The 26,664-nt window shown below is 57.3% G+C and carries 25 protein-coding genes and 3 tRNA genes; 11 read left to right on the top strand and 17 right to left on the bottom strand.

Features of this window, described 5'->3' with window-relative positions; all coding sequences use genetic code 11:
- Nucleotides 1-281 precede the first annotated feature (281 nt).
- On the bottom strand, nt 282-1,082 hold the full coding sequence (locus KDX30_RS11050) for a DUF2242 domain-containing protein (RefSeq protein WP_231675748.1): 801 nt from the start codon (nt 1,080-1,082) through the stop codon (nt 282-284).
- Between the two features lie 261 nt (nt 1,083-1,343).
- Here KDX30_RS11050 and dapA point away from each other — a divergent pair, with 261 nt between their 5' ends.
- The 9 genes from dapA to KDX30_RS11005 all read left to right on the top strand — a co-directional run bounded on the left by dapA (nt 1,344) and on the right by KDX30_RS11005 (nt 12,051).
- Nucleotides 1,344-2,216 carry a 4-hydroxy-tetrahydrodipicolinate synthase gene (gene dapA / locus KDX30_RS11045; RefSeq protein WP_231675747.1) on the top strand — a complete coding sequence of 291 codons (873 nt, stop codon included), beginning with the start codon at nt 1,344-1,346 and terminating at the stop codon, nt 2,214-2,216.
- Nucleotides 2,217-2,232: 16 nt separating this feature from the next.
- Complete coding sequence (locus KDX30_RS11040; RefSeq protein WP_319946083.1) at nt 2,233-3,402, top strand: iron-containing alcohol dehydrogenase; 1,170 nt, start codon at nt 2,233-2,235, stop codon at nt 3,400-3,402.
- Entirely contained in the window at nt 3,399-4,661 is a 1,263-nt protein-coding gene (locus tag KDX30_RS11035; protein ID WP_231675745.1) for a four-carbon acid sugar kinase family protein, read from the top strand. The genes KDX30_RS11040 and KDX30_RS11035 overlap by 4 nt, the downstream gene beginning before the upstream one ends.
- Entirely contained in the window at nt 4,654-5,676 is a 1,023-nt protein-coding gene (gene pdxA, locus KDX30_RS11030) for a 4-hydroxythreonine-4-phosphate dehydrogenase PdxA (protein WP_231675744.1), read from the top strand. Before KDX30_RS11035 ends, pdxA begins: the two co-directional genes overlap by 8 nt.
- Nucleotides 5,677-5,751: 75 nt before the next feature.
- Nucleotides 5,752-7,182 carry a sodium:solute symporter family protein gene (locus KDX30_RS11025; RefSeq protein ID WP_027899518.1) on the top strand — a complete coding sequence of 477 codons (1,431 nt, stop codon included), beginning with the start codon at nt 5,752-5,754 and terminating at the stop codon, nt 7,180-7,182.
- Nucleotides 7,169-8,293: a sialidase family protein gene (locus KDX30_RS11020; protein ID WP_231675743.1), complete on the top strand. Its 1,125-nt coding sequence runs from the start codon at nt 7,169-7,171 to the stop codon at nt 8,291-8,293. The genes KDX30_RS11025 and KDX30_RS11020 overlap by 14 nt, the downstream gene beginning before the upstream one ends.
- A gap of 175 nt (nt 8,294-8,468) precedes the next feature.
- Nucleotides 8,469-9,152 carry an SDR family NAD(P)-dependent oxidoreductase gene (locus KDX30_RS11015; RefSeq protein WP_231675742.1) on the top strand — a complete coding sequence of 228 codons (684 nt, stop codon included), beginning with the start codon at nt 8,469-8,471 and terminating at the stop codon, nt 9,150-9,152.
- A 79-nt stretch (nt 9,153-9,231) separates the two neighbouring features.
- Nucleotides 9,232-9,999: a DeoR/GlpR family DNA-binding transcription regulator gene (locus KDX30_RS11010; protein WP_027899515.1), complete on the top strand. Its 768-nt coding sequence runs from the start codon at nt 9,232-9,234 to the stop codon at nt 9,997-9,999.
- A gap of 429 nt (nt 10,000-10,428) precedes the next feature.
- Nucleotides 10,429-12,051 carry a methyl-accepting chemotaxis protein gene (locus KDX30_RS11005; protein WP_231675741.1) on the top strand — a complete coding sequence of 541 codons (1,623 nt, stop codon included), beginning with the start codon at nt 10,429-10,431 and terminating at the stop codon, nt 12,049-12,051.
- Between the two features lie 140 nt (nt 12,052-12,191).
- Here the strand turns inward: KDX30_RS11005 and KDX30_RS11000 are convergent, their stop codons facing one another.
- The 4 genes from KDX30_RS11000 to KDX30_RS10985 form a co-directional block, all read right to left on the bottom strand.
- Nucleotides 12,192-12,569: a hypothetical protein gene (locus tag KDX30_RS11000; RefSeq protein WP_231675740.1), complete on the bottom strand. Its 378-nt coding sequence runs from the start codon at nt 12,567-12,569 to the stop codon at nt 12,192-12,194.
- Nucleotides 12,570-12,680: 111 nt separating this feature from the next.
- Nucleotides 12,681-12,953, bottom strand: a complete 273-nt coding sequence (locus KDX30_RS10995) for a colicin immunity domain-containing protein (protein WP_099269638.1) — start codon at nt 12,951-12,953, stop codon at nt 12,681-12,683.
- 99 nt (nt 12,954-13,052) lie between these two features.
- Complete coding sequence (locus KDX30_RS10990) at nt 13,053-14,024, bottom strand: T6SS immunity protein Tli4 family protein (RefSeq protein ID WP_231675739.1); 972 nt, start codon at nt 14,022-14,024, stop codon at nt 13,053-13,055.
- Nucleotides 14,025-14,147: 123 nt separating this feature from the next.
- Complete coding sequence (locus KDX30_RS10985) at nt 14,148-15,050, bottom strand: LysR family transcriptional regulator (RefSeq protein WP_122708363.1); 903 nt, start codon at nt 15,048-15,050, stop codon at nt 14,148-14,150.
- A 105-nt stretch (nt 15,051-15,155) separates the two neighbouring features.
- Between KDX30_RS10985 and KDX30_RS10980 the strand changes: the two genes are divergently transcribed.
- Together KDX30_RS10980 and KDX30_RS10975 are read left to right on the top strand one after the other, a co-directional pair.
- On the top strand, nt 15,156-16,034 hold the full coding sequence (locus tag KDX30_RS10980) for an MBL fold metallo-hydrolase (protein WP_231675738.1): 879 nt from the start codon (nt 15,156-15,158) through the stop codon (nt 16,032-16,034).
- Nucleotides 16,028-16,678: a DsbA family protein gene (locus KDX30_RS10975; protein ID WP_306475055.1), complete on the top strand. Its 651-nt coding sequence runs from the start codon at nt 16,028-16,030 to the stop codon at nt 16,676-16,678. Before KDX30_RS10980 ends, KDX30_RS10975 begins: the two co-directional genes overlap by 7 nt.
- 372 nt (nt 16,679-17,050) lie before the next feature.
- Here the strand turns inward: KDX30_RS10975 and KDX30_RS10970 are convergent.
- The 12 genes from KDX30_RS10970 to truA form a co-directional block, all read right to left on the bottom strand.
- Nucleotides 17,051-17,127, bottom strand: a tRNA-Asp gene (locus KDX30_RS10970).
- A gap of 128 nt (nt 17,128-17,255) precedes the next feature.
- A tRNA-Asp gene (locus tag KDX30_RS10965) sits at nt 17,256-17,332 on the bottom strand.
- 68 nt (nt 17,333-17,400) lie between these two features.
- Nucleotides 17,401-17,476 (bottom strand) — tRNA-Val (locus tag KDX30_RS10960).
- 176 nt (nt 17,477-17,652) lie between these two features.
- On the bottom strand, nt 17,653-18,414 hold the full coding sequence (locus KDX30_RS10955; protein ID WP_122398137.1) for an SDR family oxidoreductase: 762 nt from the start codon (nt 18,412-18,414) through the stop codon (nt 17,653-17,655).
- Between the two features lie 11 nt (nt 18,415-18,425).
- Nucleotides 18,426-19,637, bottom strand: coding sequence for an O-succinylhomoserine sulfhydrylase (locus tag KDX30_RS10950; RefSeq protein WP_231675736.1), 1,212 nt, complete (start codon nt 19,635-19,637; stop codon nt 18,426-18,428).
- A gap of 18 nt (nt 19,638-19,655) precedes the next feature.
- Nucleotides 19,656-21,164 (bottom strand): amidophosphoribosyltransferase, encoded by a 1,509-nt coding sequence (gene purF / locus KDX30_RS10945; RefSeq protein WP_027901102.1) that lies wholly within the window; start codon nt 21,162-21,164, stop codon nt 19,656-19,658.
- Nucleotides 21,165-21,176: 12 nt separating this feature from the next.
- A complete protein-coding gene (locus KDX30_RS10940; RefSeq protein ID WP_099269634.1) occupies nt 21,177-21,764 on the bottom strand; it encodes a CvpA family protein in 588 nt (195 codons plus the stop codon).
- Nucleotides 21,765-21,861: 97 nt separating this feature from the next.
- Nucleotides 21,862-22,539 carry an SPOR domain-containing protein gene (locus tag KDX30_RS10935; RefSeq protein WP_231675735.1) on the bottom strand — a complete coding sequence of 226 codons (678 nt, stop codon included), beginning with the start codon at nt 22,537-22,539 and terminating at the stop codon, nt 21,862-21,864.
- Entirely contained in the window at nt 22,523-23,830 is a 1,308-nt protein-coding gene (gene folC, locus KDX30_RS10930) for a bifunctional tetrahydrofolate synthase/dihydrofolate synthase (protein ID WP_231675734.1), read from the bottom strand. The genes KDX30_RS10935 and folC overlap by 17 nt, the downstream gene beginning before the upstream one ends.
- Nucleotides 23,827-24,747 carry an acetyl-CoA carboxylase, carboxyltransferase subunit beta gene (gene accD, locus KDX30_RS10925; RefSeq protein ID WP_231675733.1) on the bottom strand — a complete coding sequence of 307 codons (921 nt, stop codon included), beginning with the start codon at nt 24,745-24,747 and terminating at the stop codon, nt 23,827-23,829. The genes folC and accD overlap by 4 nt, the downstream gene beginning before the upstream one ends.
- A gap of 278 nt (nt 24,748-25,025) precedes the next feature.
- Complete coding sequence (locus tag KDX30_RS10920) at nt 25,026-25,646, bottom strand: phosphoribosylanthranilate isomerase (RefSeq protein WP_027901097.1); 621 nt, start codon at nt 25,644-25,646, stop codon at nt 25,026-25,028.
- A gap of 61 nt (nt 25,647-25,707) precedes the next feature.
- A complete protein-coding gene (gene truA, locus KDX30_RS10915) occupies nt 25,708-26,532 on the bottom strand; it encodes a tRNA pseudouridine(38-40) synthase TruA (protein ID WP_122398133.1) in 825 nt (274 codons plus the stop codon).
- Between the last annotated feature and the right edge of the window lie 132 nt (nt 26,533-26,664).

The following is a 26,664-nucleotide window of genomic DNA, read 5'->3' as shown; positions in this document are numbered from 1 at the left end:
AGGCAATGATCCCGGTAGGAGCGAACTTGTTCGCGAGAGGACAAGCCTGCGTACACAGGTCCATCGTCTCGCGAACAAGTTCGCTCCTACCGGTGACGCGGCGCATCTCTGGGTTATAGGGTGAGGCGGATGGTCGGGAATTGGCTGCCCGGCGCATAGCTGTTTTTGCGCCAAGGCAATGATCCCGGTAGGAGCGAACTTGTTCGCGAGAGGACAAGCCTGCGTACACAGGTCCATCGTCTCGCGAACAAGTTCGCTCCTACCGGTGACGCACCTCAGGGTTATTGTGCTGGAGCGACTTCCGGCTCGGCTTGCGGGGTTTCCTCCGCAGGAGCAGGCGCCGGTTCAGCCTGAATCGACTCTGCCGGTGCTGCCGGTGCAGGCACTGGCTGACTGGATTCAACTGCAGGCGCAGGTGTCGGCTCTGCTACCGGGGCGGGAGCGGCTGCAGGTGCCGGCTCAACCAATGCTGCCGGTTTCGGCGCAGGCACCGTTTGCTCAGGCACGCCCAGCGCAGCTTTCGGGGTTTCTTTGATGTTGGCGACTTTCTTCACCTCAGGCGGCATGAAGTTGTCCACCAGCGTAAAGAAGCGATCATAGAACTTGTCCGAAGCCACCGTCTCGCTCGCGACCTTGACCATCGAGTCGTCGGTAGAGCCAATCGGCATCGACACCGAACCCAGCACGCCAACACCCAGGCTGGCAGAGTTGTTGGTCTTCTTCAGCGCGTAACGATCCTGAAGGGCGTTGGCAAATACGGTCGAGCTCTTGTCCGTCGCGTCATCAGCAGCACAAACCACATTGAAGCTGATCTGCATGTGAGTCTCGCCGGTTTGCTGGAAGCTCTTGTTGCCGCTGATCATCTTCGGGTCACTGCTGGTGATGATGTAGCCCTGGCTCAGCAAGGCGCGACGCGCCGCTTCGCAGGAGGCTGAATCACTGACCGGGTAAGTCCTCGAAAACGTCCCCGCGTCGTCAAAATTCTCGTGCTCGTAGACTGCGGTTTTTTTCGAGGAACAGCCCACGACTGCCAACAAGGCAATGGCGCAGCATGCGGTACGAAAGTTAACTAAGTTAGGCATCAAGGATCCTGGGTAGAAACGGTCCGCAAGACGGCGGACTGGAAAACGTCGGTAAGTCTGCAACAAGGCACGCGCAGGATCAACGCGCAGATGGAAAGGATCTTGTTACAAACCGCCACGTCACGGTCTTTCGAGATAGTGGCATGAAGCCAAAGAAATGATCGCTTCAATCAACAATGAACGAAACGATCAAAATAACTTGCGTTTTATGATCGTTTTAATCATTGTTGATCTCACTAAGAATAAAACGAGAATCCCACCATGCAATTTCGCGGCATTATTCCAGCCTTGGTCACGCCTTTCACCGCTGATCAGCAGGTTGACCATCACGCCCTCCGCGCTCTCGTCGAAAACCTCATTCAAGCTGGGGTACATGGGCTTTTTGTGCTCGGCACCAATGGCGAGTTCTTCACGTTATCAGAAGCTGAAAAGCTGCAAATCGCCCGCGTCACCGTCGAGGCAGCGGCAGGCCGAGTGCCGGTTGTGATTGGCACCGGCGCTTTCGCTACCCGCGAAGTGATTGAAATGAACAAAAAAGTGACGGATCTCGGCGCAAACGCCCTTTCCGTCATCACGCCCTACTTCAATGCCATCAGCCAGAGCGAGCTGATCAAGCATTACGAAACCATCGCCGATGCGTCCACCCTGCCCCTGATGATGTACAACATTCCGGCCAAAACCGGCATGTCCATTGGCATTGGTGCCGTCACCGCCCTGCATCAACACCCGATGATCAAAGGCATCAAGGACAGCGCCGGTAACTTCGACGCTCTGGTACAGATGATGAAATACCGCAGCGACGACTTTGCGGTCTTTGCCGGTACTGACTCACTGATCTACTGGAATCTGCTGGCCGGTGGCGATGGCGCGATTGCCGCGACCGCCAATGCAGTGCCGGATCTGGTCATGTCGATCTGGAACCACTTTCAGGCTGGCAATCACGATGCTGCGCGAGTTGCTCAGGAGGCCTTGCGCCCACTGCGCGACGCCTTTGCCATGGGCACCATGCCCGTAGTGCTGAAAAAAGCCACCGAGCTGCTCAATCTCCCGGTCGGGCCTTGTCGCGCCCCCGTGCAGCCGCTGGATGCTGCCGCCGTGCAAAAACTGGAAACCCTGCTCGCGGTTTACCGCTGACTCGCCAGGAGATGCGCTGATGTCGTCTTACCACTTCCAAACTGTCAAACACTTCATTCACGGCCCTGGCAGCCTTGAGCAACTGAGTGAAAAACTGCCGCTGCTCGATACCCCACTGCGCAATGTCGTGCTGGTCACGCAAAACGCCATGCATAACCTGGGCGTGACGGAGAAAGTCAGCGCACAGCTGAATGCCGCCGGCATTGCCGTTCACATGATCGACAACGTCGAGATCGAACCGACCCTGGAAAACATCGAGCGGGTCTTCCGTGAAGACGTTGCGCCTCATTCACCTGACGCCCTGATCGCCATTGGCGGCGGTAGCGTACTGGACGCGGCCAAGCTGTTTTCGGTGATGCTGACCAACGACACGCCACTGCGTGATTTGTTAGGTGTCGACAAAGTCAGCCATCCCGGCAAGCCCATGGTTCTGGTACCAACCACTTCGGGCACAGGCTCGGAGGTGACACCCAACGCCATCGTCACCCTGCCCGACGAAGAACTGAAAATCGGTGTGGTCAGCCGTCACTTGCTGCCCACGCTGGTGATCCTTGATCCACTGCTGACGCTGAGCTTGCCACGCAGCATCACCGCCGCGACCGGCATGGACGCTTTCGTGCATTCGCTGGAATCGTTTATCTCCACCAAGGCCAACCCGATCAGCGATGCCTTCGCGCTGGAATCCATGCGTCTGATCGCGGGCAGCATCGTTGAGGCCTATCAGCAACCGGATTCGGTTCGGGCACGCGGCGATATGTTGCTCGGTTCGATGTATGGCGGCCTGGCCCTGACCGCAGCAGGCACAGCGGCCGTGCATGCCATGGCCTATCCGTTGGGCGGCAAGTTTCATGTCACTCATGGCGTGGCCAACGCCATGCTGCTACCGCATGTAATGGCCTTCAATCTGGACAGTTGCGCAGATCGTTTGAAACGCGCCGCCTGTGTCTGCGGTGTTGCAGAGCAACAGGACAGCGATGAAATCGCCGCGCATAAGCTGATTCAGCAGATCCGCCAATGGACCGCCACCCTGAACATTCCTCAAGACCTGCGCGAGTTTGGCGTCGGCGAGGAGCACCTGGCAGACATGGCGATAGCCGCATCAAAAGTCACCCGCTTGATGGCTAACAATCCCAAGGCCCTGAGCCTGACCGACATCGAAACGCTTTATCGGTGCTTGCTGCCATGAGCGCCTTGAAGCTGTCGGGTTTGTTGATCATTGCTGACGACTTGTCCGGAGCAGCCGATTGCGCGGCGGGTTTCGCCAAACGACTGTCGACCGAGATTGTGCTCGATACAGAGACGGCTTCATCAACCGCAGCAGTGGTTGCTGTGGACGTGGACTCTCGACGACTCAATCCGGGCGCGGCAGCGAAAGCCAACAGCGCGATATTGCAGCAGCGTCAGTACGCCAACAGAGCGTTGTACAAGAAAATCGACTCCACCTTGCGCGGCAATGTCGCTCGCGAAATCGCTGCGTTGCAGGCACTTCGGGGCCTGGCCATCGTCGCCCCGGCCTTTCCCGCCATGGGCCGCACCACACAAGATTCGGTGCAGTTGATCAACGGCATCTCGGTAGCCTTGAGCGATGTATGGCGCAATGAAAACCTGCTCGGCACCGGCAACCTGCTGGAAAGCCTTAGCGCAGAAGGCTTGCACTGTGTCGCCATAGATCTCGATACCCTGCGCGACGAAACGGCGCTGAGCAACGCGCTGGATCAAGCGCTACAACGCAATGTGCAGGCGTTGATTTGTGATGCCCTGACCGACGCAGACCTGCAACGTCTGGCCCGCGCAACCGCGCCGCTGTATCGCCAGCTGTTCTGGGTCGGTTCGGCAGGTCTGGCCCAGCATTTGCCAGAGGCGTTGGGTCTGCCCGCGTCTGGCGACATTAACGTGCAAGGCCGTGCGCCGGTACTGACAGTGGTCGGCAGCATGTCCCGGCATTCACAACAACAGGCCAGCACACTGGCCGAGCACAGTGGCTGTTTCTGTCTGGAAATAGATGCCGCCACGCTGCTCGATCCGGCTCGCCATGAACAGCGCGAACAACTGATCACCCTCCTCTATCTGCGTCTGGCCAAGGGTGAAGACTGCTTGCTGACCCTGAGTCAGGAAGAGCGTGATCCATCCGTCGCCGCGCAACTCAGCAGCGCCCTCGCCGCATGGTTAGAGCCTGCAATCGCCGTGACGGGATCGCTGATCGCTACGGGTGGCGAAACTGCCCGGGCCATTCTCACTGCAGCAGGCATTGGTCGTCTTGAGGTTCAAGGTGAACTGGCCCCCGGCGTCGTGCTCTCCCGAACCGAAACAGGCTTGAACGTGGTGACCAAGGCTGGTGCCTTCGGCCAGCCGGACACCCTGCTAACCGCCTGGCAACAGCTTCATGGCCGCAGCACATCCACTGCGGACACGCCCCACATTAAAAAGGAAATCCATCATGTCTGAACGTCCCGTGATCGGGATCACCATGGGCGATGCCGCCGGTGTGGGTCCGGAAATCATCATGAAAACTCTGGCCCACCAATCGGTGTACGACAGCTGTCGGCCGCTGGTGATCGGGGATGCCCAACGCCTTGAAGATGCCAACCGGATTGTCGGTGGCAGCCTGCGGGTTAACAGTATCGCCTCCCCCGCCAGCGCCCGCTTCGAACTGGGCACGGTGGACTGTATCGATCTGGGCCTGATCCCGGCGGACATGCCTTACGGCAAGCTGTCAGCCGTGGCAGGCAACGCAGCGTTTCGCTACATCGAGCGCACCGTCCAACTGACTGAAAGCGGCGAGCTGGACGCGATCTGCACCGCCCCCCTGAATAAGGAAGCGTTGCATGCGGGTGGGCATATTTTCCCCGGCCACACGGAAATGCTCGCGCACCTGCTGGGCATCGAAGAAGTCTCGATGATGTTGATGACCCCGACTCTACGCGTCATTCACGTCACCACTCACATGGGCATCATCGACGCCATCGCCAAAATAGAGCCGGGGCTGGTCAAGCGCACCATCGAGCGCTGCCGGGAAACCCTGACCCGCGCCGGTATCGAAAATCCGCTGATCGCGGTCTGCGGCATCAACCCGCATGCCGGTGAAAACGGCCTGTTCGGCTACGGCGAAGAAGAAACCAAGATTCAACCCGCCATCGATGAACTGCGCGCCCGCGGCTGGCGTGTGGAGGGCCCGCTGCCTGCTGACACGCTGTTCTTCCGCGCCGGCCGCGGTGACTTCGATGCGGTCGTGGCCATGTATCACGACCAGGGCCACGGCCCGGTGAAAGTCATGGGTCTGGAAGCCGGAGTCAACGTCACCGTCGGCCTGCCCGTGATCCGCACTTCGGTCGACCATGGCACGGCGTTCGACATTGCCGGTAAAGGCATCGCTGACGAGCGCAGCCTGATCGAGGCCCTGCGTCAGGCCGTTGAGCTTGCGACCCGCAAGCGGGAGACACGCCAGTCAGTGGCTGTTTGAGCCACGCAATCTTTCACACCAATCCCTGAAGTCCTCTGAAACAACGCGCCACAAAAACAACAATGGAGCGAAATGATGGAAACCTTCAACTCGCAGGACACTGCGATCATCATCGGCATGGTCGTCGTTTACATCGTCATCACCACCTGGATGAGCCTGCGACTGCGCAGCAAAACCAGTGAGCAATACATGGTCGCCGCACGCACCATGCCCGCCTTTGTCGTCGGCATTCTGATGATGTCGGAATTCATCGGTGCCAAATCCACGGTCGGTACGGCCCAGGCCGCGTTCGAAAGTGGCTTCGCCGCCTCCTGGTCGGTGATCGCAGCCGCCATCGGCTTCCCGCTGTTCGGCCTGCTCATGGCCCGCAAGCTCTACAACTCCGGCGAGTTCACCATTTCCGGGTTCATCGCCAAGAAGTACGGCAACTCTACCAAGCTGGCCGTTTCGATCATCATGATCTACGCCCTGCTGTTGGTGAACGTCGGTAACTACGTCAGCGGCGCAGCAGCGATTGCCACCGTGATGAAGATCAACCTGCCTACTGCAGCGTTCATTACTGCGGTTATCAGCACCCTGTACTACGTGTTCGGTGGCCTGAAAAGTGTGGCTTACATGAGCATCCTGCACACCGGCGTGAAGTACATCGGCGTGATGATCGTGCTGTATGTGGCCCTGAATTTGACGGGCGGTTTCACCCCGGTGATTCAGAACATGCCTGAACACTACTTCACTTGGGATGGTGCTATCGGCGGCTCGAAAATCATGGCGTGGATCATCGGCACCGTGGGTGCGATCTTCTCTACCCAGTTCATCATTCAGGCGATTTCTTCGACGCCTGATTCGAAAGCCGCCCAACGCTCCACCTTCTACGCCTCGTTGCTGTGCATTCCGATTGCGCTGGCGCTAGGCTTTATCGGTGTGGCGTCCAAATACCTGCATCCGGACATGGGCAGCCTGTACGCCCTGCCTGTTTTCCTGCAGTCAATGAGTCCGGTTCTGGCGGGTGTAGTGACCATTTCTCTGGTCGCTTCGATCTTCGTCAGCGTCAGCACCGTCGCCCTGGCCATTGCATCGCTGGTGGTGCGGGACTTCTACGTGCCAATGCGCAAGCCATCGGTGGATCGCGAACTCAAGGCGACTCGCTTCATTGCATTGATCATCGGCTTTGTGCCGCTGTTCTTTGTGTTCTTCGTGCCTGAAATCCTCAACCTGTCGTTCTTCACCCGTGCACTGCGCCTGTCCATCGCCGTCGTGGCCATGATCGCCATCTACCTGCCGTTCTTCGGCTCCGGCCGTGGCGCGACTCTGGGTCTGATCGCCTCGTCCATTACCACCAGCGTCTGGTACCTGCTGGATAACCCGTACGGCATCGATAACATGTACATCGCCCTGATCACCCCGGCCATCGTGATTGCCGTGGAGCGTCTGTTCCCGCAATCAATCGCCCGCAGTCAGGATAAATCCGGCAACGACAAACAAGGGATTTCCCATGCCAATCAGTGAACAACGTCAGGACGCCTTCCTGCCGACGCCATACGCACAGAACCATGCCGCAAACCTGCATGAACTGGCCGACGGTACGGTGCTGTGCACCTGGTTCGCCGGAACACAGGAAGGAATGGCCGACATTTTCGTACTGCTCTCGCGCCGCGACCCGCAGACCGGCGTCTGGAGCGAACCGGAGAAACTGTCTCAGGATGACACTCGCTCCGAGCAGAACCCGATCCTGTTCCAGGCCCCGCAAGGTCCTTTGTGGCTGATCTGGACCGCACAGATTTCCGGCAATCAGGAAACGGCGATCATTCGCCGTCGCCTGTCTGAGGATCAAGGCAAGACCTGGGGCCCGGTGGAAACCCTGTTCGACGAACCGGGCACCTTTGTGCGCCAACCGCCGGTGGTGCTGGATAACGGCGACTGGCTGTTGCCGGTCTGGTATTGCATCACCCACCCCGGCGAAAAATGGGTGGGTAATCACGACGTCAGCGCGGTGATGATTTCCAGTGATCAAGGGCAAAGCTGGTCGCGCCATGACGTCCCGGACAGCACCGGCGCCGTGCACATGAACGTTCATCAAGTGGCCGACGGCAGCTTGCTCGGCCTGTTTCGTAGCCGCTGGGCCGACTCGATCTACAGCAGCCGCTCAACTGATCGCGGTCGAAGCTGGAGTGCGCCGATCGCCACGGAACTGCCGAACAACAACTCGTCCATCCAGTTTGTGCGGCTCAACAGCGGCGAACTCGCGCTGGTCTACAACCCGGTCAGCGCCGAGGGCCACAGCCAGCGTCGGGCTTCGCTTTACGACGAAATCGAAGATGACGGCGATGACCGCGTGACACCGGGTCAAAGCGCAGATGGCAAAAGCGCGGTATGGGGCATCCCCCGCGCGCCCATGAGCCTGGCGCTGTCCCATGACGACGGGCAAAGCTGGCCGGTGCGCCTGGACCTGGAGTTGGGGGATGGTTTCTGCCTGACCAATAACTCTCAGGAAAAGCTCAACCGCGAGTTTTCCTACCCGAGCATTATCCAGGCCCGGGATGGCAGCCTGCACGTGGCGTTTACGTACTTTCGGCAAAAGATCAAGCATGTGCATTTGCCGTTGGCGGCAGTGCGCTGAATGGTATTAACCGCCTACAAAACAAACCCAACATTCTGAGTTGAAATGCATTTCCTGTAGGAGTGAGCTTGCTCGCGATAGCGTCAGATCAGGCGATAATTTATCGATAGAAAAATCGAATCGCGAGCAAGCTCACTCCTACAGGACCCGCGTGTATGACGGAGCGGCACCTTTTATGACCCCGACAAAAACCGCCGTACTGACCGGCGTCAGTTCCGGCATCGGTATGGCCATCTCTCAGCGCCTGCTGGCTGATGGCTGGCGAGTGCATGGCCTGAGTCGTCGCCCTGCCGATATCGATCACCCTCACTTTCACTGGACTGAATGTGACCTGAGCAATTTGCACGCCCTTGAACAGGCCTTGCAGCCCATCGACACGCTGGATGCCATTGTTCACGCAGCAGGCTTCATGCGTACCGCACCGTTGGGGCAGTTGAACCCGGACGATGGACAGGCGATGTGGCAGGTTCACGTCGCGGCGGCCAGCCATCTGGTCAACACCCTGCATGGCAGACTGCGCCCCGGCGCAAGGATCGTGATGATCGGAAGCCGCACCATGCAAGGTGCCCATGGACGCAGCCAGTACGCGGCAACCAAGGCCGCGTTGCAAGGAATGGTGCGCTCCTGGGCCATGGAACTAGCAACCAACGGAATCACCGTCAACCTGATCGCCCCCGGCGCGACTGAAACCCCCATGTTGCTGGACCCGGCCCGCAGCGGCACGCCGCCCGACAAACCGCCGATTGGCCGCTTCGTGCAGCCGTCTGAAGTCGCTGGCATGGCGGCGTTCTTGCTCGGACCGGACGCAGGCGCCATCACCGGGCAAAGTCTGGTGATCTGCGGCGGCGCCTCGCTATAGACTCGCCGGTTCTGCGGTTGCATTGCACCGCTGTTTAATGTGATAACCCCTCTTTCCTCGCTCACTACCAAGGCTGTTCATGAAAGTCGCAAATCGCCGTCAATCGATACTGGAACTGGTCCTTTCAGGAAAGTCGAACGTCGATGAACTGTGCGCCCGGTTGGGCGTGTCGGAAGCGACAGTCCGCCGGGATCTCACCGCGCTGGCTGAAGAAGGTCTGGTGATTCGCACCTATGGCGGCGCAGCACATGTCGGCATGCGCGAGCCGGAAACCTCGGTGGAAGAACGCCGCCAGCAACACAGCCAGGAAAAGACCGTTATCGCCCGCGCCGCCTTGGCGCATATTCAGGATCACGACACGCTGTTCCTTGAAGGTGGCACCACTACCAGCGCACTGGCTCAGCTACTCAATCAGCGTCGCGGTCTGCATGTCATCACCAACAACCTCATGGCCCTCGCTGATCTGGCACTGATCCCCGAGGGACGCATCACGGTGCTCGGCGGTGATTTGCGTAGCGCGAGCATGTCGACCTACGGCGTGGCCGCGCAGGCTGCCCTTGAACACCTGAGCGCCGACAAGGTATTCCTGAGTGCTGATGGGGTAGTGGCCGAACTGGGCTTGTGCGAAGCCAGCGCCGAGCAGGCTTACCTCAAGGAAACCATGATCGCCCGCGCCGCCCACATTTATGTACTGGCCGACGCCACCAAGCTCGGACGCGCGCGCCAGCAACACTGGACCCCGCTGCGTCAGCCCTGGACGCTGATTACTCACGAACTGGATGATCCTTCGTTACTGGCACCCTTTCAGTCGCGGCGGTCTGTGACGGTTGAAGTTGTGCAACTCTGATCGCGAAACAGATTAATAGGCAAAATACTCGCCGTGGCGGTACACCGCTTTCCTGCAGAGAATCTACGTTTTTCCTGCATCCAGTTACTGCGCCTTAAAACACTCTCCTGCTTCAGGAATGAGCATATTAGCGGCACTAAATAGTCGCGCGCCTTCGCCTGAACCCGTCGATTAATCTTTCAATGCTCGCTGCTCTAAATCGTCGTTTTTTCGACGTCAAAATATTTGACGAGCCAGCCAAAATGCACGGCCCAGAGCTTCCGACGAACGGCACGGAACCTTTTAAAGTTCCATTAGGTAGAGGCGATAAGGCAATTAGTGAATATCGTTGTGCCATCACTCATTGCGGCGTGATCGAGTTGAGCATCCGCTCTCGGTAATTACAACATCTAAAAAGCCATGGAGCGGCTTTACCCAAGGATCGACAGCATGTTCGATAAACTCAGCATTTCGCAAAAGCTCTACTTCAGTTTTTTCGCCATCATCGCCCTGATTGCCATTCTGGTAACAAGCGCATACCGAGGGTTTGAAGAGGTTGAGGACGCCACTAACAGCAACGTTCACACCTATCAGGTCCTGAGCGAAGCGCAGCTGGCACTTGAGCAGTTGATCAATATCGAGACAGGGATGCGCGGCTTCGTTATCGCGTCGAAGGATGCCTTTCTTGAGCCCTTGCAGGCTGGCGAAAAGAAATTCAGCGAAGAGCTTGAGTCGCTTAAACGCCTGACCGCCGATAATCCGGAACAACAACGACGCCTGGCCTCTCTGGGGGATACTCAGAAGCGCTGGCTTGAAGAAGATGTCAAACCGATCATTGCCCTGCGCCGTGACCTGACGGCGCGCAATGAGCCCGATGACGAACTGGACAAGCGCATCACAACCGGGGCTGACAAAGCCAAAATGGACAGCATGCGCGCTACGTTGGCCGAAATCAGCGCCGCGGAAAACAAGCTGTTGGTGACCAGAACTCAGAACATGGTCGATGCCAAGCATTTTGCGCTCATGGTCCTCGTCTGCGGTGGCATTGGCGCAGCGATACTCGCACTGATTCTGGCCTCAATACTCGGCCGCAGCACGACCAAACGCCTGCAATTGGCAATTGATGCTGCCACGGCTATCGCCAACGGCAAGCTGGACACTGTGATCGATACCAGCAGTCACGATGAACTGCCAAAAGCCTTTGACCGCATGCAGAACCGCCTGCGCGAGATGATTCAGCAGATCAGCCAGGCCGCTAACCAATTGGTTGTCGCAGTCCAGCAAATCTCCGGTGCATCTCAACAGCTGTCCGGCGCTATGCAGGAACAATCTACATCTGCTTCGGTAATGGCAGCCACCATCGAAGAGCTGACGGTCAGCATTCATCACGTGTCCGAGAACGCCAACGAAGCGCATGAAATCGCCAGTCGGTCGGGTCAGCAGTCGAAAGATGGCGCTCAGGTCATTGAAGGTACCCTTACGAGCATGAACGGTATTGCCCGGACCGTGCAGCACTCTTCGGCACAAGTAGCCGACCTCGGCCAGCACTCCGAACATATTTCATCGATCATCAGCGTTATTCAGGGCATTGCCGATCAGACCAACCTGCTCGCGCTCAACGCAGCCATTGAAGCCGCTCGTGCAGGTGAACAAGGTCGCGGCTTCGCGGTGGTAGCCGATGAAGTGCGCCTGCTGGCACAAAATACCGGCAAATCGACCAAGGAAATCGCTGGCATGATCGAGAAGATTCAGGCGGGTGTGCGGGAGACGGTTGAAAGCATGCGCGGTGGCGTGCAGGAAGTGAACGATGGCGTAGCAATGGCCGGGACTGCCGGACAAGCAATCGTCGAGATCCGCGACAGCTCGAACAAAGTGCTGCAGGTGGTCGATCAGATTTCCTTCGCATTGCGCGAACAGACCGCCGCCAGCCAGGACGTAGCACGCAACGTTGAACGCTCGGCGCAAATGGCCGAACAGAACAATATGTCTGTTCAGGAACTGCTCAAGACCAGCGGAGGCCTGCAGACCCTCGCCAGCAGCCTGCAACGTGAAGTGAGTAAATTCCAGCTGTAAACCAGGATCGTTTGATTCAGGAGATATCGCGGTAGCAGCCCCCGTTGTTAGCTGCTACCGCGAACGCTCCGGATAACTTGATTTTCTTGCGCGGCTCAAAGCACCGCACTCACATCATGATAGCGCTCTATTACTTAGTATCATCCACTGTTGGAGGCGGTCGACATTGCATGTATAACACTATCAAGTTCGCGATCGACTATTAAAATCAGGATATTATTGCCCACCTTTTTAGCGACCCAGCTAACGGGATGATCCGGCTCGAGCCTTTCTAATTTCAGCGTACATTCTTCTACCCCATGAAGTGCCCTGCCACTTCTTCCAAGCGTGCCCATTCTATATTCTACAAACTGCCTCATGCTTGAACTTCCCTCCACATTGTAGATATCGAGATCTACACCAGAGATTAATTCAGGACATGCCCTGGCCTGTTCTAATACTTCGACGGTATGTAGAGCCAAGTCGTCAATTTTTAATGTGTTTTCAATGGAATTCTGATTGATTTTTTTCGAGCTCATTTGGATTAACCTCTGATCCCTGGATCGTAATACAAAGTTATTCACGTGAAGCCCTGCCTTCACATCGAAATACTGGCCCTGAGACCGCAGGTCTGACTCCCCTCCCCCCCGCTAATCAGCGACTACTTTTCTTATCAAATTCGCGACTTCAGCCTTAAGCATCTCATCGTCAAATTCATACGCGTCTCTTGACTTGTCCGGTTCGTACATATCCGTAACACAGAAGATACTGGACAAGCACTCGCTCAACGAAGGCTCATCCAGCTGAAGAACGTTCCTGTCTCGCTCAATCTTCCAAAGCTCGCTATACGCCTCAGAGAAAATTTCTGATGTCAGCCTTCCCGCGACATACGACTTTGCAAACTCCAAAAGCGTGAGACTCATCTCAGCACTCCGTTTTCAATAACATTATCAAGCGGCTGAGTTACCGGGCGCACACCGCTTTTCTCTGGCGGTCCGCCAGCAGCGTCGGCCACGTTCTCTTCATATCCGCTTCAAGCTCGCAACCAGATCATCCCAGAAGCGCAATGCCTCTTTATCGTTCTGGAAGCTTAAACCACGATCAAGTGTGCTCATTTCAATGACCGTGTAAGGCTCCATGCTGGACTCCGGTGTGCCCGGGTATTCAAGCCGGAAGGAATAGAGTGTCCTACCCTCGACCTTCGCCTTGAGCAATAACTCTTCGAACTTTAATCCGGCTACTATTTTCTTTGACTTTCTTAGCACGGAAGTTTTGGACAGAACGCTCGTCAATAACGATGTCAGGACACCCGACGTCCTTTCTTCGTAACGCGTCAGAAGGCTCGGTTCTGGCTCACCGATACGCTGAGTATCAAACGTCAAATGAATACCGGGCATGGATGATACAGGTAATCCGATCGAGACTTGCTCTTCAAACTCATCAAGGGGTAAATTGAGATACCCCGCCTCAATGGCGAATGTCCCGGTTGGCGGGCGCTCAGCCGGGTTGCGATCATGAATGAGCGTATTGATCTCTCTTGCAAGTGCAATGGCTTTGTTTATTCCCGCTGAAGAAATAGACCCTACAGATTGCTTATATAACGTATTACCCTTGGTCAAATAAAATATATCCATAGCGTAATTGGTTAATTTGGACACAACAATGGCACCCCCTCCGTCCAGCTCGACGGTTCGCTCATAATCTGCAGCACCCGACTCATGGAGTATATTTATTTTTTTAATCTTGTCGGAAACCTCCGCAATGAGGTCGCGCCTTCCATCATGGCTAACGAGTTGTATTTTCGTGTCAATGACCTTATAGGCCGACCAAATATTCGCGCCATCGGTAGGCACCTCAAATGTATACCTGCCGAAATAAAATGGTTTTTTTGTGGTAGGCATATCATTGGCTTCGCTATCGACACTGGCTAAGAGCGCAAATATTAAAACACCTGCGGTATTGAGCAAGCTTATATGTTTTTTGTATTGGAACATGTTGTAAGTATCCCTACCCGGCCAGACAGCGTTGCATTTTGTATTCTTCCGCCAGTGTACCGGGCTCGAATGAGATCTGAAACGCATCGAAAATAAAGAGAAGCCCGTTCGCGAACAGCACGCTTAAATACGATCCCAGACAGGCTCAGTACCGAAGCGCTGCGCAAGAAAATCGAGCATGGCGCGCAAGGCTGATGACATGTGCTTGCGTGAGGCATACACCGCATATATCCCCAACTCCATGGGCTGGTACGACGGCAGCAGCGCAACCAGTTGACCTTGTTGAATCAGCGGCGACGCCAGGTAGGTGGGCAACAGCGCCACTCCGGCACCACACAGGGCTGCCTGCATCGTGGTGATCGAATCATTGCTGGTGAGATTACCCTTCACTGCGACGCTTTTCGGCAGACCTTTATGGGTGAAATGCCAGAGACTGCTGCTGTGATAGGTATGCGTCAGGCAGTTATGCAGTGTCAGGTCTTCGATAGCCTTTGGCGTCGAATGCCGCTTCAGGTAATTCGGCGAGGCACACACCACCGAACGACAGGTGGTCAGCCGGCGAGCGATAAGATTGGGGTCCAGTTCATTGGTGATGCGAATTGCCAGGTCCATGCGCTCATCCACCAGATTGACGGTGCGGTCGAGCAGCACCATGTCGACGCTGACTTGCGAGTAGCGCTCGACAAACTCGGTCACCGCGAGCATCAGTTGCGCTTGACCGAACGAGGTGCTGGCCGTCACGCGCAGCAGTCCTTTCGGCTCATCCTCTGGCGCGGCGACTACTGCACGCATGTCATCGGCCAGATCGAGCATTCGCCGACATAAAGGCAACACCTCAGCCCCTGCCGCGGTGAGGTTCAGACGTCGCGTGGTGCGGTGCATCAATCGGGCGCCGGTCCAGTCCTCCAGTTCGGCAAGGAATCTGGATATCACAGGCCTTGATATCCCGAGTTTGTCCGCCGCAGCGGTCTGGCTCCCGCAATCCACGACGGTGACGAAAGCCTGCATTGCCGCCAACTTATCCATGATTCGACCGGTTTCAGAAACAAACTTGCGTCTAATCTAGCGTTTTTCGATCTATAAATCCCAACTAACCTGCGGACTCTTATCATTGCCACGATGGAGCTCGACATGATTTTGCTGTCCGCACGCCGCTTGTTAGCCACTTTCGCCCTGCTCGGCTTTGCGGGTGCCAGCCAGGCCGCGCAACCCCTGAAGCTGGATGTCTATAACCCGGGCGAAGAAGCCATCTTCCCGGTCTCTTCAGTCCTGGTGACAGGTGAGAAAGACGCGGTTCTGGTGGATGCGCAGTTTTCGAAAACTCAAGCCGAGCAGATCGTCGAGAAAATCCGCAAGAGCGGGAAAAATCTGACCACGATTTATATCAGCCATGGCGACCCGGACTACTACTTCGGCCTGCAAACCATTACCTCCGCCTACCCAAAAGCCAAGGTTGTAGCCAGCGCCCAGACCGTCGCACACATCAACGAAACCAAGGATGCCAAGCTGGCCTACTGGGGACCCAAGCTGGGCGCGGCCGCACCGGGCAAGGTCATCGTGCCTGAAGTAATGCAGGGTACTGAACTGAAGCTGGAAGATCAGAAACTGCAGGTCATTGGCCTGGACGGTCCGCAACCCGACCGTAGCTTCGTCTGGATCCCGTCGATCAAGGCCGTGGTAGGCGGCGTGGTGCTGTCCAGCAACATTCACGTGTGGATGGCTGACACCCAGAGCGCCAAATCCCACCAGGACTGGCTGGCGACCCTGGCGACAATAGAGAAACTCAAACCAGCCACCATTGTGCCGGGCCACTTCCTGCCGGGCGATCAAACGGCTCTTCAATCACCGACATTCACAGCGGGCTATATCAAAACCTTTGATGCCGAAACGGCCAAGGCCAAAGACTCTGCCGCACTGATTGCAGCGATGAAAGCGCATTACCCGAAACTGGCGGATGACTCGTCACTGGTGCTGAGCGCGAAAGTGGCCAAAGGTGAAATGAAGTGGTGAGTGAAGCCGTCAGCGTCACTTACCTCTTCGATCCACTATGCGGTTGGTGCTATGGAGCCTCGTCAGTGATACAGCGCCTTGATGCGCTGGACGAGTTCAGCATCACGCTTTCCCCTACCGGCTTGTTCGCGGATAAAAACTCGCGGGTGATGGACCTAGGCTTTGCAGATTATGCCTGGTCCAATGACCTGCGAATCGGCACGCTGACCGGACAGCCTTTCAGCGAGGCTTACCAACGCCACATACTTGGGGATCACACCCGTCGTTTCGACTCCGGGCCTGCAACCCGGGCGCTCAGCGCGGTGGCGATGACGGTGCCGTCGCGCGAACTGGAGGCATTGGCAGGCATACAACGCGGCCGCTATGTTGAGGGGCTGGATATCACCGACCTTGAGGTTCTTGCTCGCATTCTCACGGGCATGGGACTGAGCGAGGCTGCCAGCCTGTTGCTTGCGCAGGATGATGGGTTACCGAGTCATTCCCGTGAGCGGGTCAAGGTAGCGCAGGCGTTGATGGGTCAGATGGGCACGAGCGGCGTTCCTGCGCTTGTGCTCGGGGCTGGCAAGCAAAGACGCCTGATCAGCTCAAATGCGCTGTTTGGCAGCTGGGAGGCGTTGCTCGAGGGTTTGCGTGCCGATAAATAGGCCGTAGGAGCGGCACTGTCTCGCAGTAAACAAAGACCTATCAAACACAATGCATTTTGCAGGCTGAACCCATTCCTGTAGGAGCTCACCGAGGTTACGAGGCCAGCGATGGCAGAGTGTCAGACAAACCGCTATCGCTGGCCTCGTAACCTCGGTGAGCTCCTACAGGTCCGATGGTTGCGGCCAAAGATAGTGACGCCATGGATACCCCTACGCCCACATGATATGCATTTCAATCAACGGACGGCATTTCCCGGAGGACTTCAGCCGCGAGGGCGTCACACCTGAACATAAAAATCAGGCAAAAAAAAAGCGACCCGTTAAGGTCGCTTTCTTTCGCTTCAAGGAGTTCAAGGGCCTCGAAGCTATGTATGGCGCAGCGGACGGGACTCGAACCCGCGACCCCCGGCGTGACAGGCCGGTATTCTAACCGACTGAACTACCGCTGCGTATCGCTCGGACTTGCGTCCGTTTGAATCGTTGAAGCAGGCTTTCGAGAACCTGCTTCGTTGTAACCCTGACCGAGAAGCCTTGAGGCTTTTCAATCGCAGACCAGACTGATCTGATCCGTCAAATATGGCGCAGCGGACGGGACTCGAACCCGCGACCCCCGGCGTGACAGGCCGGTATTCTAACCGACTGAACTACCGCTGCTTGTCGGTGGACTTACGTCCGGTATCGCTATGTAACCTTTCAATGTTGCAACATTGAAACTCACGAAGTGGTGGGTGATGACGGGATCGAACCGCCGACCCGCTGCTTGTAAGGCAGCTGCTCTCCCAGCTGAGCTAATCACCCTTTGCTTCGTTGAGGCCGCGAAATTTACGCACCTAACGAACCTAAGTCAATACCCTGCTTGAAGTTTTTTTTAAGAGCAGCTTCCAGCCGCAAGTTTCAAGCTCCAAGCCAAAAACAAAAAAGCGAACCCGAAGGCTCGCTTTCTCTTGCAGCTTGCAGCTTGAAACTCGCCGCTGCTACAGATAAATCATCTTCTTGCTCATACCACCGTCCACCACGAACTCTTGCCCCGTGACGAACCCGGCATTGCGCGACAGCAGCCAGGAGATCATCGCTGCCACATCATCCACCGTGCCTACTCTGCCCGCCGGATGTTGCGCGTGATCGGCGTCTGATAGCGGCTCAGCACGCCGTACAGAAGGATCCCGGGCGTCAATCCAGCCAGGGCTGACCGCGTTGACGCGGATCTCGGGCCCCAGGCTGATGGCAAGCGAATGAGTCAACGCCAACAGACCGCCCTTACTCGCTGCATAAGCTTCAGTATCGGCTTCTGACTGTCGCGCGCGGGTTGAGGTCAGGTTGATGATACTGCCCGCGTGAGCGCGCAAGTAGGGGGCGCAGTGCTTGGCCAGCAGCATCGGACCACTGAGGTTGATCCCCAGCACCCGATTCCAGTGCGCCAGGCTCAGGCTCTCAAGCGTTGTGTTATGCGGATCGGCAATCGCGGCATTGCATACCAGCGCGTCGAGACGACCGAACTGGCCAATGACCTCGGCCACGCCTGCCGCAACCTGCTCTTCGCTGGAAACGTCCATGGCAATGAAGATCGCGTTATCGCCCAGTGCCTGAGCGACCAGAGCGCCTCGCTTGCGATCCACATCAACCAGAACAACCTGCCAGCCCTCGGTAATCAGCCAGGCAGCAATGCCCAGACCGATCCCTCGTGCAGCACCCGTTACCAGGGCCACCCGCCCATTACTGGTGCTGGCGGCCTCCATCACCCAATCATTCACAGTGCCGCAAGACCACGCGCCAGATCCGCCTTCAGGTCAGCGACATCTTCCAGGCCTACAGCAACCCGGATCAGGCTGTCGCGGATGCCCGCAGCTTCACGCTCCTGAGGCGCCAGACGTCCATGGGACGTAGTGCTCGGGTGCGTGATGGTGGTTTTGCTGTCACCCAGGTTGGCGGTGATCGAAATCAGGCGTGTCGCATCGATGAAACGCCACGCGCCCTCTTTACCACCCTTGACCTCGAAGCTCAAAACCCCGCCGAAAGCCTTCTGCTGACGCTTTGCCAGAGCATGTTGCGGATGGCTTTCGAGACCGGCGTAATGCACCTTCTCGATGCCGTCCTGCTGCTCCAGCCACTGTGCCAGCTCAAGAGCACTGGCACAGTGAGCGCGCATGCGCAGGTTCAGGGTTTCGAGGCCCTTGAGGAAGATCCATGCGTTGAACGGGCTTAGCGTCGGCCCGGCAGTACGCAGGAAGCCGACCACTTCTTTCATGTGTTCGCTGCGACCGGCAACCACACCGCCCATGGAGCGGCCCTGGCCGTCAATGAACTTGGTGGCGGAATGCACGACCATGTCAGCACCCATCGCCAGCGGCTGCTGGAGCGCTGGTGTGCAGAAGCAGTTATCGACTACCAGCAGGGTGCCTTTGGCGTGAGCGATTTCTGCCAGAGCGGCGATATCGACCAGTTCGGCCAGAGGATTGGACGGTGATTCAACAAACAGCATTTTGGTGTTGGGTTTGATAGCGGCATCCCAGCCAGCCAGTTCGGCCAGCGGCACGTAATCCACTTCAACGCCAAAACGCTTGAAGTACTTCTCGAACAGACTGATGGTCGAGCCGAATACGCTCCGGGAAACCAGCACGTGATCGCCAGCGCTGCAAAAGCTCATGACCACCGCCATGATCGCGGCCATGCCGCTTGAAGCGGCAACGGCCTGCTCGGCGCCTTCCAGCGCTGCGATACGCTCTTCGAACGAGCGCACCGTCGGGTTGGTGTAGCGCGAGTAAACGTTGCCCGGCACTTCGCCTGCGAAACGCGCAGCCGCATCGGCGGCTGAACGGAACACATAACTTGAGGTGAAGAACAGCGGATCGCTATGCTCGCCTTCCGGCGTGCGGTGTTGACCGGCACGCACAGCGAGCGTGTCGAAGCCAACGCCCTCAAGGTCGCTGTCCAGCCGACCGGCATCCCATTCCTGAGTCATGCGCCCTCTCCGTGATGATTAGTTGTTGTACAGATCAATGATCGCGCTGACCGCCTGGGTCTTGACCTTGGAGGCGTCATTACGCGCCGACTCGATCTTGTTCAGGTAATGCTCGTCGATATCACCGGTCACGTACTTGCCGTCGAAGACCGAGCAGTCGAAGTTGTCGATTTTGATCTTCTTGCTGCCACTCACCGCTTCGATCAGGTCATTCAGGTCCTGATAGATCAACCAGTCGGCACCGATCAGATCGGCAACGTCCTGAGTGCTGCGGTTATGAGCGATCAGCTCATGAGCGCTTGGCATGTCGATGCCGTAGACGTTCGGGTAACGAACGGCAGGTGCCGCGGAGCAGAAGTAAACGTTCTTGGCACCGGCTTCACGGGCCATCTGGATGATCTGCTTGCAAGTGGTGCCACGCACGATGGAGTCATCCACCAGCATGACGTTCTTGCCGCGGAACTCCAGCTCGATGGCGTTGAGCTTCTGGCGTACGGATTTCTTGCGCGCGGCCTGACCGGGCATGATGAACGTACGGCCGATATAGCGGTTCTTGACGAAACCTTCGCGGAACTTGACGCCCAGATGGTTGGCCAGTTCCAGTGCCGCCGTGCGGCTGGTGTCCGGAATAGGGATAACCACGTCGATGTCGTGATCCGGACGCTCGCGCATGATCTTGTCAGCCAGCTTCTCGCCCATGCGCAGACGCGCCTTGTAGACCGAGATACCGTCGATGATCGAGTCCGGACGCGCCAGATAGACGTGCTCGAAAATGCACGGTGCGTACTTGGGATTGGTTGCGCACTGACGAGTGTGCAGCTTGCCATCTTCAGTGATGTAAACCGCTTCGCCCGGCGCCAGATCGCGAATCAGGGTGAAGCCGAGCACGTCCAGTGAGACGCTCTCGGAGGCAATCATGTACTCGACGCCTTCATCGGTGTGACGCTGACCGAAAACGATCGGACGGATGGCGTCCGGATCGCGGAAACCGACGATACCGTAACCGGTGATCATCGCAACCACGGCGTAACCGCCACGGCAGCGTTTATGCACGTCAGTGACAGCAGCGAAGATGTCTTCTTCGGTTGGCTGCAACTTGCCGCGCACGGCCAGTTCATGAGCGAAAACGTTCAGCAGCACTTCCGAATCAGAATTGGTGTTGACGTGGCGCAGGTCAGATTCGTAAATCTCCTTGGCCAGTTGCTCAACGTTGGTCAGGTTGCCGTTGTGCGCCAACGTAATGCCATACGGCGAGTTGACGTAAAACGGCTGGGCTTCAGCTGAAGTCGAGCTGCCTGCCGTTGGATAGCGCACATGACCAATACCCATGTGCCCGACCAGACGCTGCATATGGCGCTGATGGAACACATCACGTACCAGGCCGTTGTCCTTGCGCAGGAATAACCGGCCGTCGTGGCTGGTTACGATACCGGCAGCGTCCTGGCCGCGGTGCTGGAGGACGGTGAGCGCGTCATACAGCGCCTGATTGACGTTCGACTTACCGACGATACCGACGATGCCACACATGCGACACAACCCCTACTTAGTGGAACTGGATTTACCGAGCACTTCCTGCGGCATTGTAGGCGGCAGAAGGTGTTCCTTGAACGGCAGTTCAGCAGGTACGCTGACTCCGCTGGCGAGCCACTTGCTGGACATCCCGAGAATCAGGTTTTTCGACCAGTCAGCGACCATGAGAAATTGCGGCACCAACCTCGATTGCTGCCACCATTGATCCTGTTGTACCGGCCCCAGGCTCAACAGCCCGACGGCCACTACTACAAGCAAGCCTCCGCGCGCTGCGCCAAAGACCATGCCGAGAAAGCGATCGGTCCCGGAAAGCCCGGTGACACGAATCAGTTCCCCAATAAGAAAGTTGATCATTGCGCCAACCAGCAAGGTGGCGACGAATAGAATAGTACAGGCCGCAATAACCCGAAACGATGGTGTTTCGATGTAGTTGACCAAATAACCTGATAATCCCGCGCCAAACATCCAGGCGACGACGCCTGCAATGATCCAGGTCACCAGAGACAGGGCTTCCTTGACGAAGCCGCGCTTGAGACTGATCAGAGCGGAGATAGCGACGATCGCGAAGATCGCCCAGTCGACCGGGGTAAAGGGCACGTTTGAGCCTGCAAACAGATAAGGCGGCGCATTTTAGCAGAGCGCCAGCCTGCCGGTAAGCAGCATTTCCGGCAGCTGTGCAATCATCTGAAAAGCATCAACCCTGCTCAGGCTGAAAGCGCACCACAATGCCCTTGAGCTTCTGCTGCTTGTCGAGCTGATCACGCAAGCGATCAGCTTCTGCACGCTCGATCAATGGACCCACAAACACCCGGTTCACGCCGCCTGCGGTACGGATGTAGGCGTTATAGCCCTGAGTGCGCAGGGTCTTCTGCAGGTTGTCGGCGTTGGCACGGTTGGACATGCTCGCCAATTGTACCGACCAGCTTACCGACAGACCGTTAGCGTCGACACCTGACGGCGTGGCTGGTTTGGCAGTCGCTTGTGCTGCAGGCGCCGCCGGGGCTGGCGCCGGTGTTGGCGTCGGAACTGGCGTCGGAGCTGGCTTGGCGGCCGGCTTGACGGCAGGCGGGGTCGTAGTCTTCACTTCAGGCGGAGCCGGAGCGATCGGCATGGACGGTGCCTGGCTTTGCGCAGCTATTTCATCGTCGCCAGGGATAGGCTCCTGAGTGGGAACCTGAGGCTCAGGCACCGGCACTGGCTGAACCTGCACTTGAGGCGCTGCAGGCGCTTGCGGAGCAGCGGGCGCATCGACCTGAACGTGGCGCGTCTCATCCTGACGTGTGAACAGCATAGGCAGGAAGATCACCGCCACGGCGATAAGCACCAGGGCACCGACCATTCGCTGTTTGAATACGTTATCCAGCAAAGCCATTTGCAGCTTCCTCTATGGCGTGCCGGGTCAACCATTCCAGGGCCTCGGCAACACAGTAAAAAGACCCGAACAGCAAAATCTCGTCATCGGCTGTAGCGTGCGCGCATTGGGCTTCAAGTGCCAGCGCAACACTCTGATAGGACGTCACGTGCGCACCAAGGTTCTCAAGTGCCACGTGCAAATCATTTGCTGGTCGGCTGCGCGAGGTCGGAAGCGGTGCAACAGCCCAGTCATCGATACTGGAAGCCAGCTCGGCAACGACACCTTCCAGCTCCTTGTCAGCCAACAGACCAAAGACCGCCAAGCGCTTTCCTGCCACCGGACGCTGAGCCATGCGTTGCGCCAGAAACTGCGCAGCGTGGGGGTTGTGCCCCACGTCCATCAGCAGATTCAGCCGCTTGCCATGCCAGTTGAAGGCGCGACGATCCAGACGACCGATGATCCGTGTATCGAGCAATGCAGCAAGAATCAGCTCCGGCTGCCAGGCAATATCCAGCAATAGATAAGCCTGCAACGCCAAGGCTGCGTTTTCCATAGGAAGGTCAAGCAATGGCAAATCAAGCAATTCAACCCGCTGCCCCTGCCCGTCTCGCCCCGTCCAGCTCCAGTTCCGCTCATTGATCGTCAGATCGAACTCACGGCCGCGCAGCATCAGCGGGCAATTGAGTTGATTGGCCTTGTCGAGAAGTGGCGCAGGAGGATCAGGATCACCGCACAGCACTGGGCAACCTTCGCGGAAAATCCCCGCCTTTTCGAACGCTACGGACTCGCGGGTATCGCCCAGCCAGTCCGCGTGATCGATACCGATGCTGGTCACTACCGCCAGATCGGAATCGATCAGGTTGACGGCATCGAGACGACCACCCAGGCCCACCTCAAGCACGGCGACATCAAGCGCCGCCTGCTCGAAAAGCCAGAAAGCCGCCAGAGTCCCCATTTCGAAATAGGTCAGCGTGACATCGCCACGCGCAGCCTCGACAGCGGCGAACGCATCGCAGAGTTCTAAATCAGTGGCCTCAACGCCCTGCACTTGCACACGCTCGTTGTAGCGCAACAAATGCGGAGAACTGTAAACACCGACCTTAAGACCCTGAGCACGGAGCAACGAAGCCAGAAAGGCGCAGGTCGAACCTTTGCCGTTGGTACCGGTTACCGTAATCACCCTGGGCGCAGGCCGGGTCAAACCCAATTGCTGCGCTACCTGTCGCGACCTGTCCAGCCCCATATCAATGGCAGAGGGATGCAACTGCTCCAGATAGGCGAGCCAATCACCCAGGGATCCTGGCGTCATACGTTGGCGGGCGCCGGAGGAACGATGATTGGCTCGATAACCGGCGCGACGAACTTGGGTGTCGGCAGGTTCATCATTTGCGCCAGGAGGTTACCCAGACGCTGACGCAGTTCCTGACGAGGAATGATCATGTCGATAGCGCCGTGGTCCAGCAGGAACTCACTGCGCTGGAAGCCTTCCGGCAGTTTTTCACGAACGGTCTGCTCAATGACACGAGGACCGGCAAAGCCGATCAGAGCCTTTGGCTCAGCGACGATCACGTCACCCAGCATGGCCAGACTCGCGGAAACACCGCCGTAAACCGGGTCGGTCAGTACGGAAATGAACGGCAGGCCTTCTTCGCGAAGACGCGCCAGCACGGCCGAAGTCTTGGCCATTTGCATCAGCGAGATCAACGCTTCCTGCATACGCGCGCCACCGGAAGCGGCGAAGCAGATCATCGGGCAGCGATTTTCCAGCGCATAGTTGGCAGCCTGAACGAAGCGCTCGCCTACGATCGCGCCCATCGAACCGCCCATGAAGGAGAACTCGAACGCCGAGACCACAACCGGCATGCCCAACAGGGATCCGCTCATGGAAATCAGTGCATCTTTTTCACCGGTCTGTTTCTGGGCACCGACGAGGCGATCCTTGTACTTTTTGCTGTCGCGGAACTTGAGACGGTCAACCGGCTCCAGATCGGCACCGATTTCGGAACGACCTTCTTCATCGAGGAAGATATCCAGACGAGCACGCGCGCCGATGCGCATGTGGTGGTTGCACTTGGGGCAAACGTCCAGGGTCTTTTCCAGCTCTGGACGATAAAGCACCGCTTCGCAGGATGGGCATTTATGCCAGAGGCCTTCAGGAACCGAGCTCTTCTTGACCTCGGAACGCATGATCGAAGGGATCAGTTTGTCTACCAACCAGTTGCTCATGCTTTATATCTCCAGTACCGGTGGCTCGAACGCCGGGTGACTCAGCACCCTGCGCATGCCCTTTTAACTAATTCGTAAATGAATTGAAGCAGCTTGTCGGTGGCTGCCAAATATCGTGGCGTGCCAGCCGCACAGCTTCAATCGCGATTCAACAACCGTGGCGAGGCCATTCGAACCTCACCCGTAAAAAATCCACCCGCATATCCGGGACTGCCTGCCTGTCGCACAGACAGGATTATGGACGGTGGCTGACGAAAACCCGTCACATCGAACCGCCATCAGCAGCCGTGCACTGCGCTCATGAACGCACGAATCTTGTCATGATCCTTGATGCCCTTGCTCTTCTCAACACCGCCGCTGACGTCTACCGCGTAAGGCCGAACCTGGGTAATGGCCTGAGCCACGTTGGCAGAGGTCAAACCGCCTGCCAGGATAATCGGCTTTTCAAGACTGTTCGGGATCAGCGCCCAGTCAAAGGTTTCACCCGTACCGCCTGGAACGCCTGCGACAAATGTGTCGAGCAGGATACCGCTCGCCCTGGAGTACAAACGGCAACTGGCAGCGATATCGTCACCCGCCTGCACCCGCAATGCCTTGATGAACGGACGATGATAGCCGTCGCACTGCTCAGGCGTCTCATCTCCGTGGAACTGCAACATATCCAGCGGCACAGCATCCAGGGTTTCGTTGAGCTCACAACGACTGGCATTGACGAACAAACCCACCGTACTGATAAACGGCGGCAAGGCGGCAATGATTGCCCGCGCTTGTTGAACGCTCACTGCCCTTGGGCTTTTGGCGTAAAACACGAAGCCGATGGCATCGGCACCCGCCTCGACGGCAGCCAATGCATCTTCTATGCGGGTAATCCCGCAGATCTTGCTGCGAACGGCTGACATGTAAAGAAAACCTCAAGCCTTTCGGGAAAGGCCCGGATGTTAACAAATGCTGTTACAGGCGTCAGCCGTCAAGTTCCGAGAAGCCCGTAAGAAAGTGCGGCCCGATATAACGCTCAGGCAGTGGAAACTCGTCGCGATACTCCACCTGTACCAGATAAAGCCCGAACGGGTGCGCGGTCACCCCGCCCGTTCGACGCACCTTGCTTTCCAGCACCTCGCTCGCCCACTCAACCGGCCGCTCTCCTGCGCCAATGGTCATCAGCACACCAGCGATATTGCGCACCATGTGGTGCAGAAACGCATTGGCACGTATATCGATGACAATCATCTTGCCGTGCTGCGTCACCCGCAGATGATGCAGCTGTTTGACGGGCGACTTGGCCTGACACTGCCCTGCACGGAAAGCACTGAAATCATGAGTCCCGACCAGGTACTGCGCTGCCTGCGCCATGCGCTCGACATCCAGCGGGCGATGGTTCCAGGTAATTTCCTGATTCAGGTGCGCCGGACGGATCTGGTCGTTGTAGATCACGTAGCGATAACGGCGTGCGATGGCTTTGAAGCGAGCGTGGAAATCTGCAGGCATGACCCTGGCCCAACTGACACTGATGTCATGGGGCAAATTGATGTTGGCGCCCATCACCCAGGCCTTCATCGAGCGCTGGGCCTGCGTATCGAAATGCACGACCTGCCCGCAGGCATGCACACCGGCATCGGTTCGTCCGGCGCACATCAACGAGACTGGCGAATCGGCGACTTTCGACAATGCGTTTTCGAGGGTTTCCTGAACCGTCAGCACACCGGATGCCTGACGCTGCCAACCGGAATAACGCGAGCCTTTGTATTCGACCCCGAGCGCAATTCGGGAAAAGCCTTCAGCAGCCATTTCGGCTGCCGGGTTATCTATGTTCGCCAAGAGGTAAAAGCCTGTCGGATTGCAAAATGGCGGCCATTATAGGGCCGTCGAAAAAAGACGCCATGTGCCCGACGCTATAAATGCAAACGGCCGCATAAGCGG

Source organism: Pseudomonas quasicaspiana, from assembly GCF_021147825.1.
GTDB lineage: Bacteria > Pseudomonadota > Gammaproteobacteria > Pseudomonadales > Pseudomonadaceae > Aquipseudomonas > Aquipseudomonas quasicaspiana.
The sequence above is the reverse complement of the archived record's forward strand: the minus strand, read 5'-3'. Positions and strand labels throughout refer to the sequence as shown.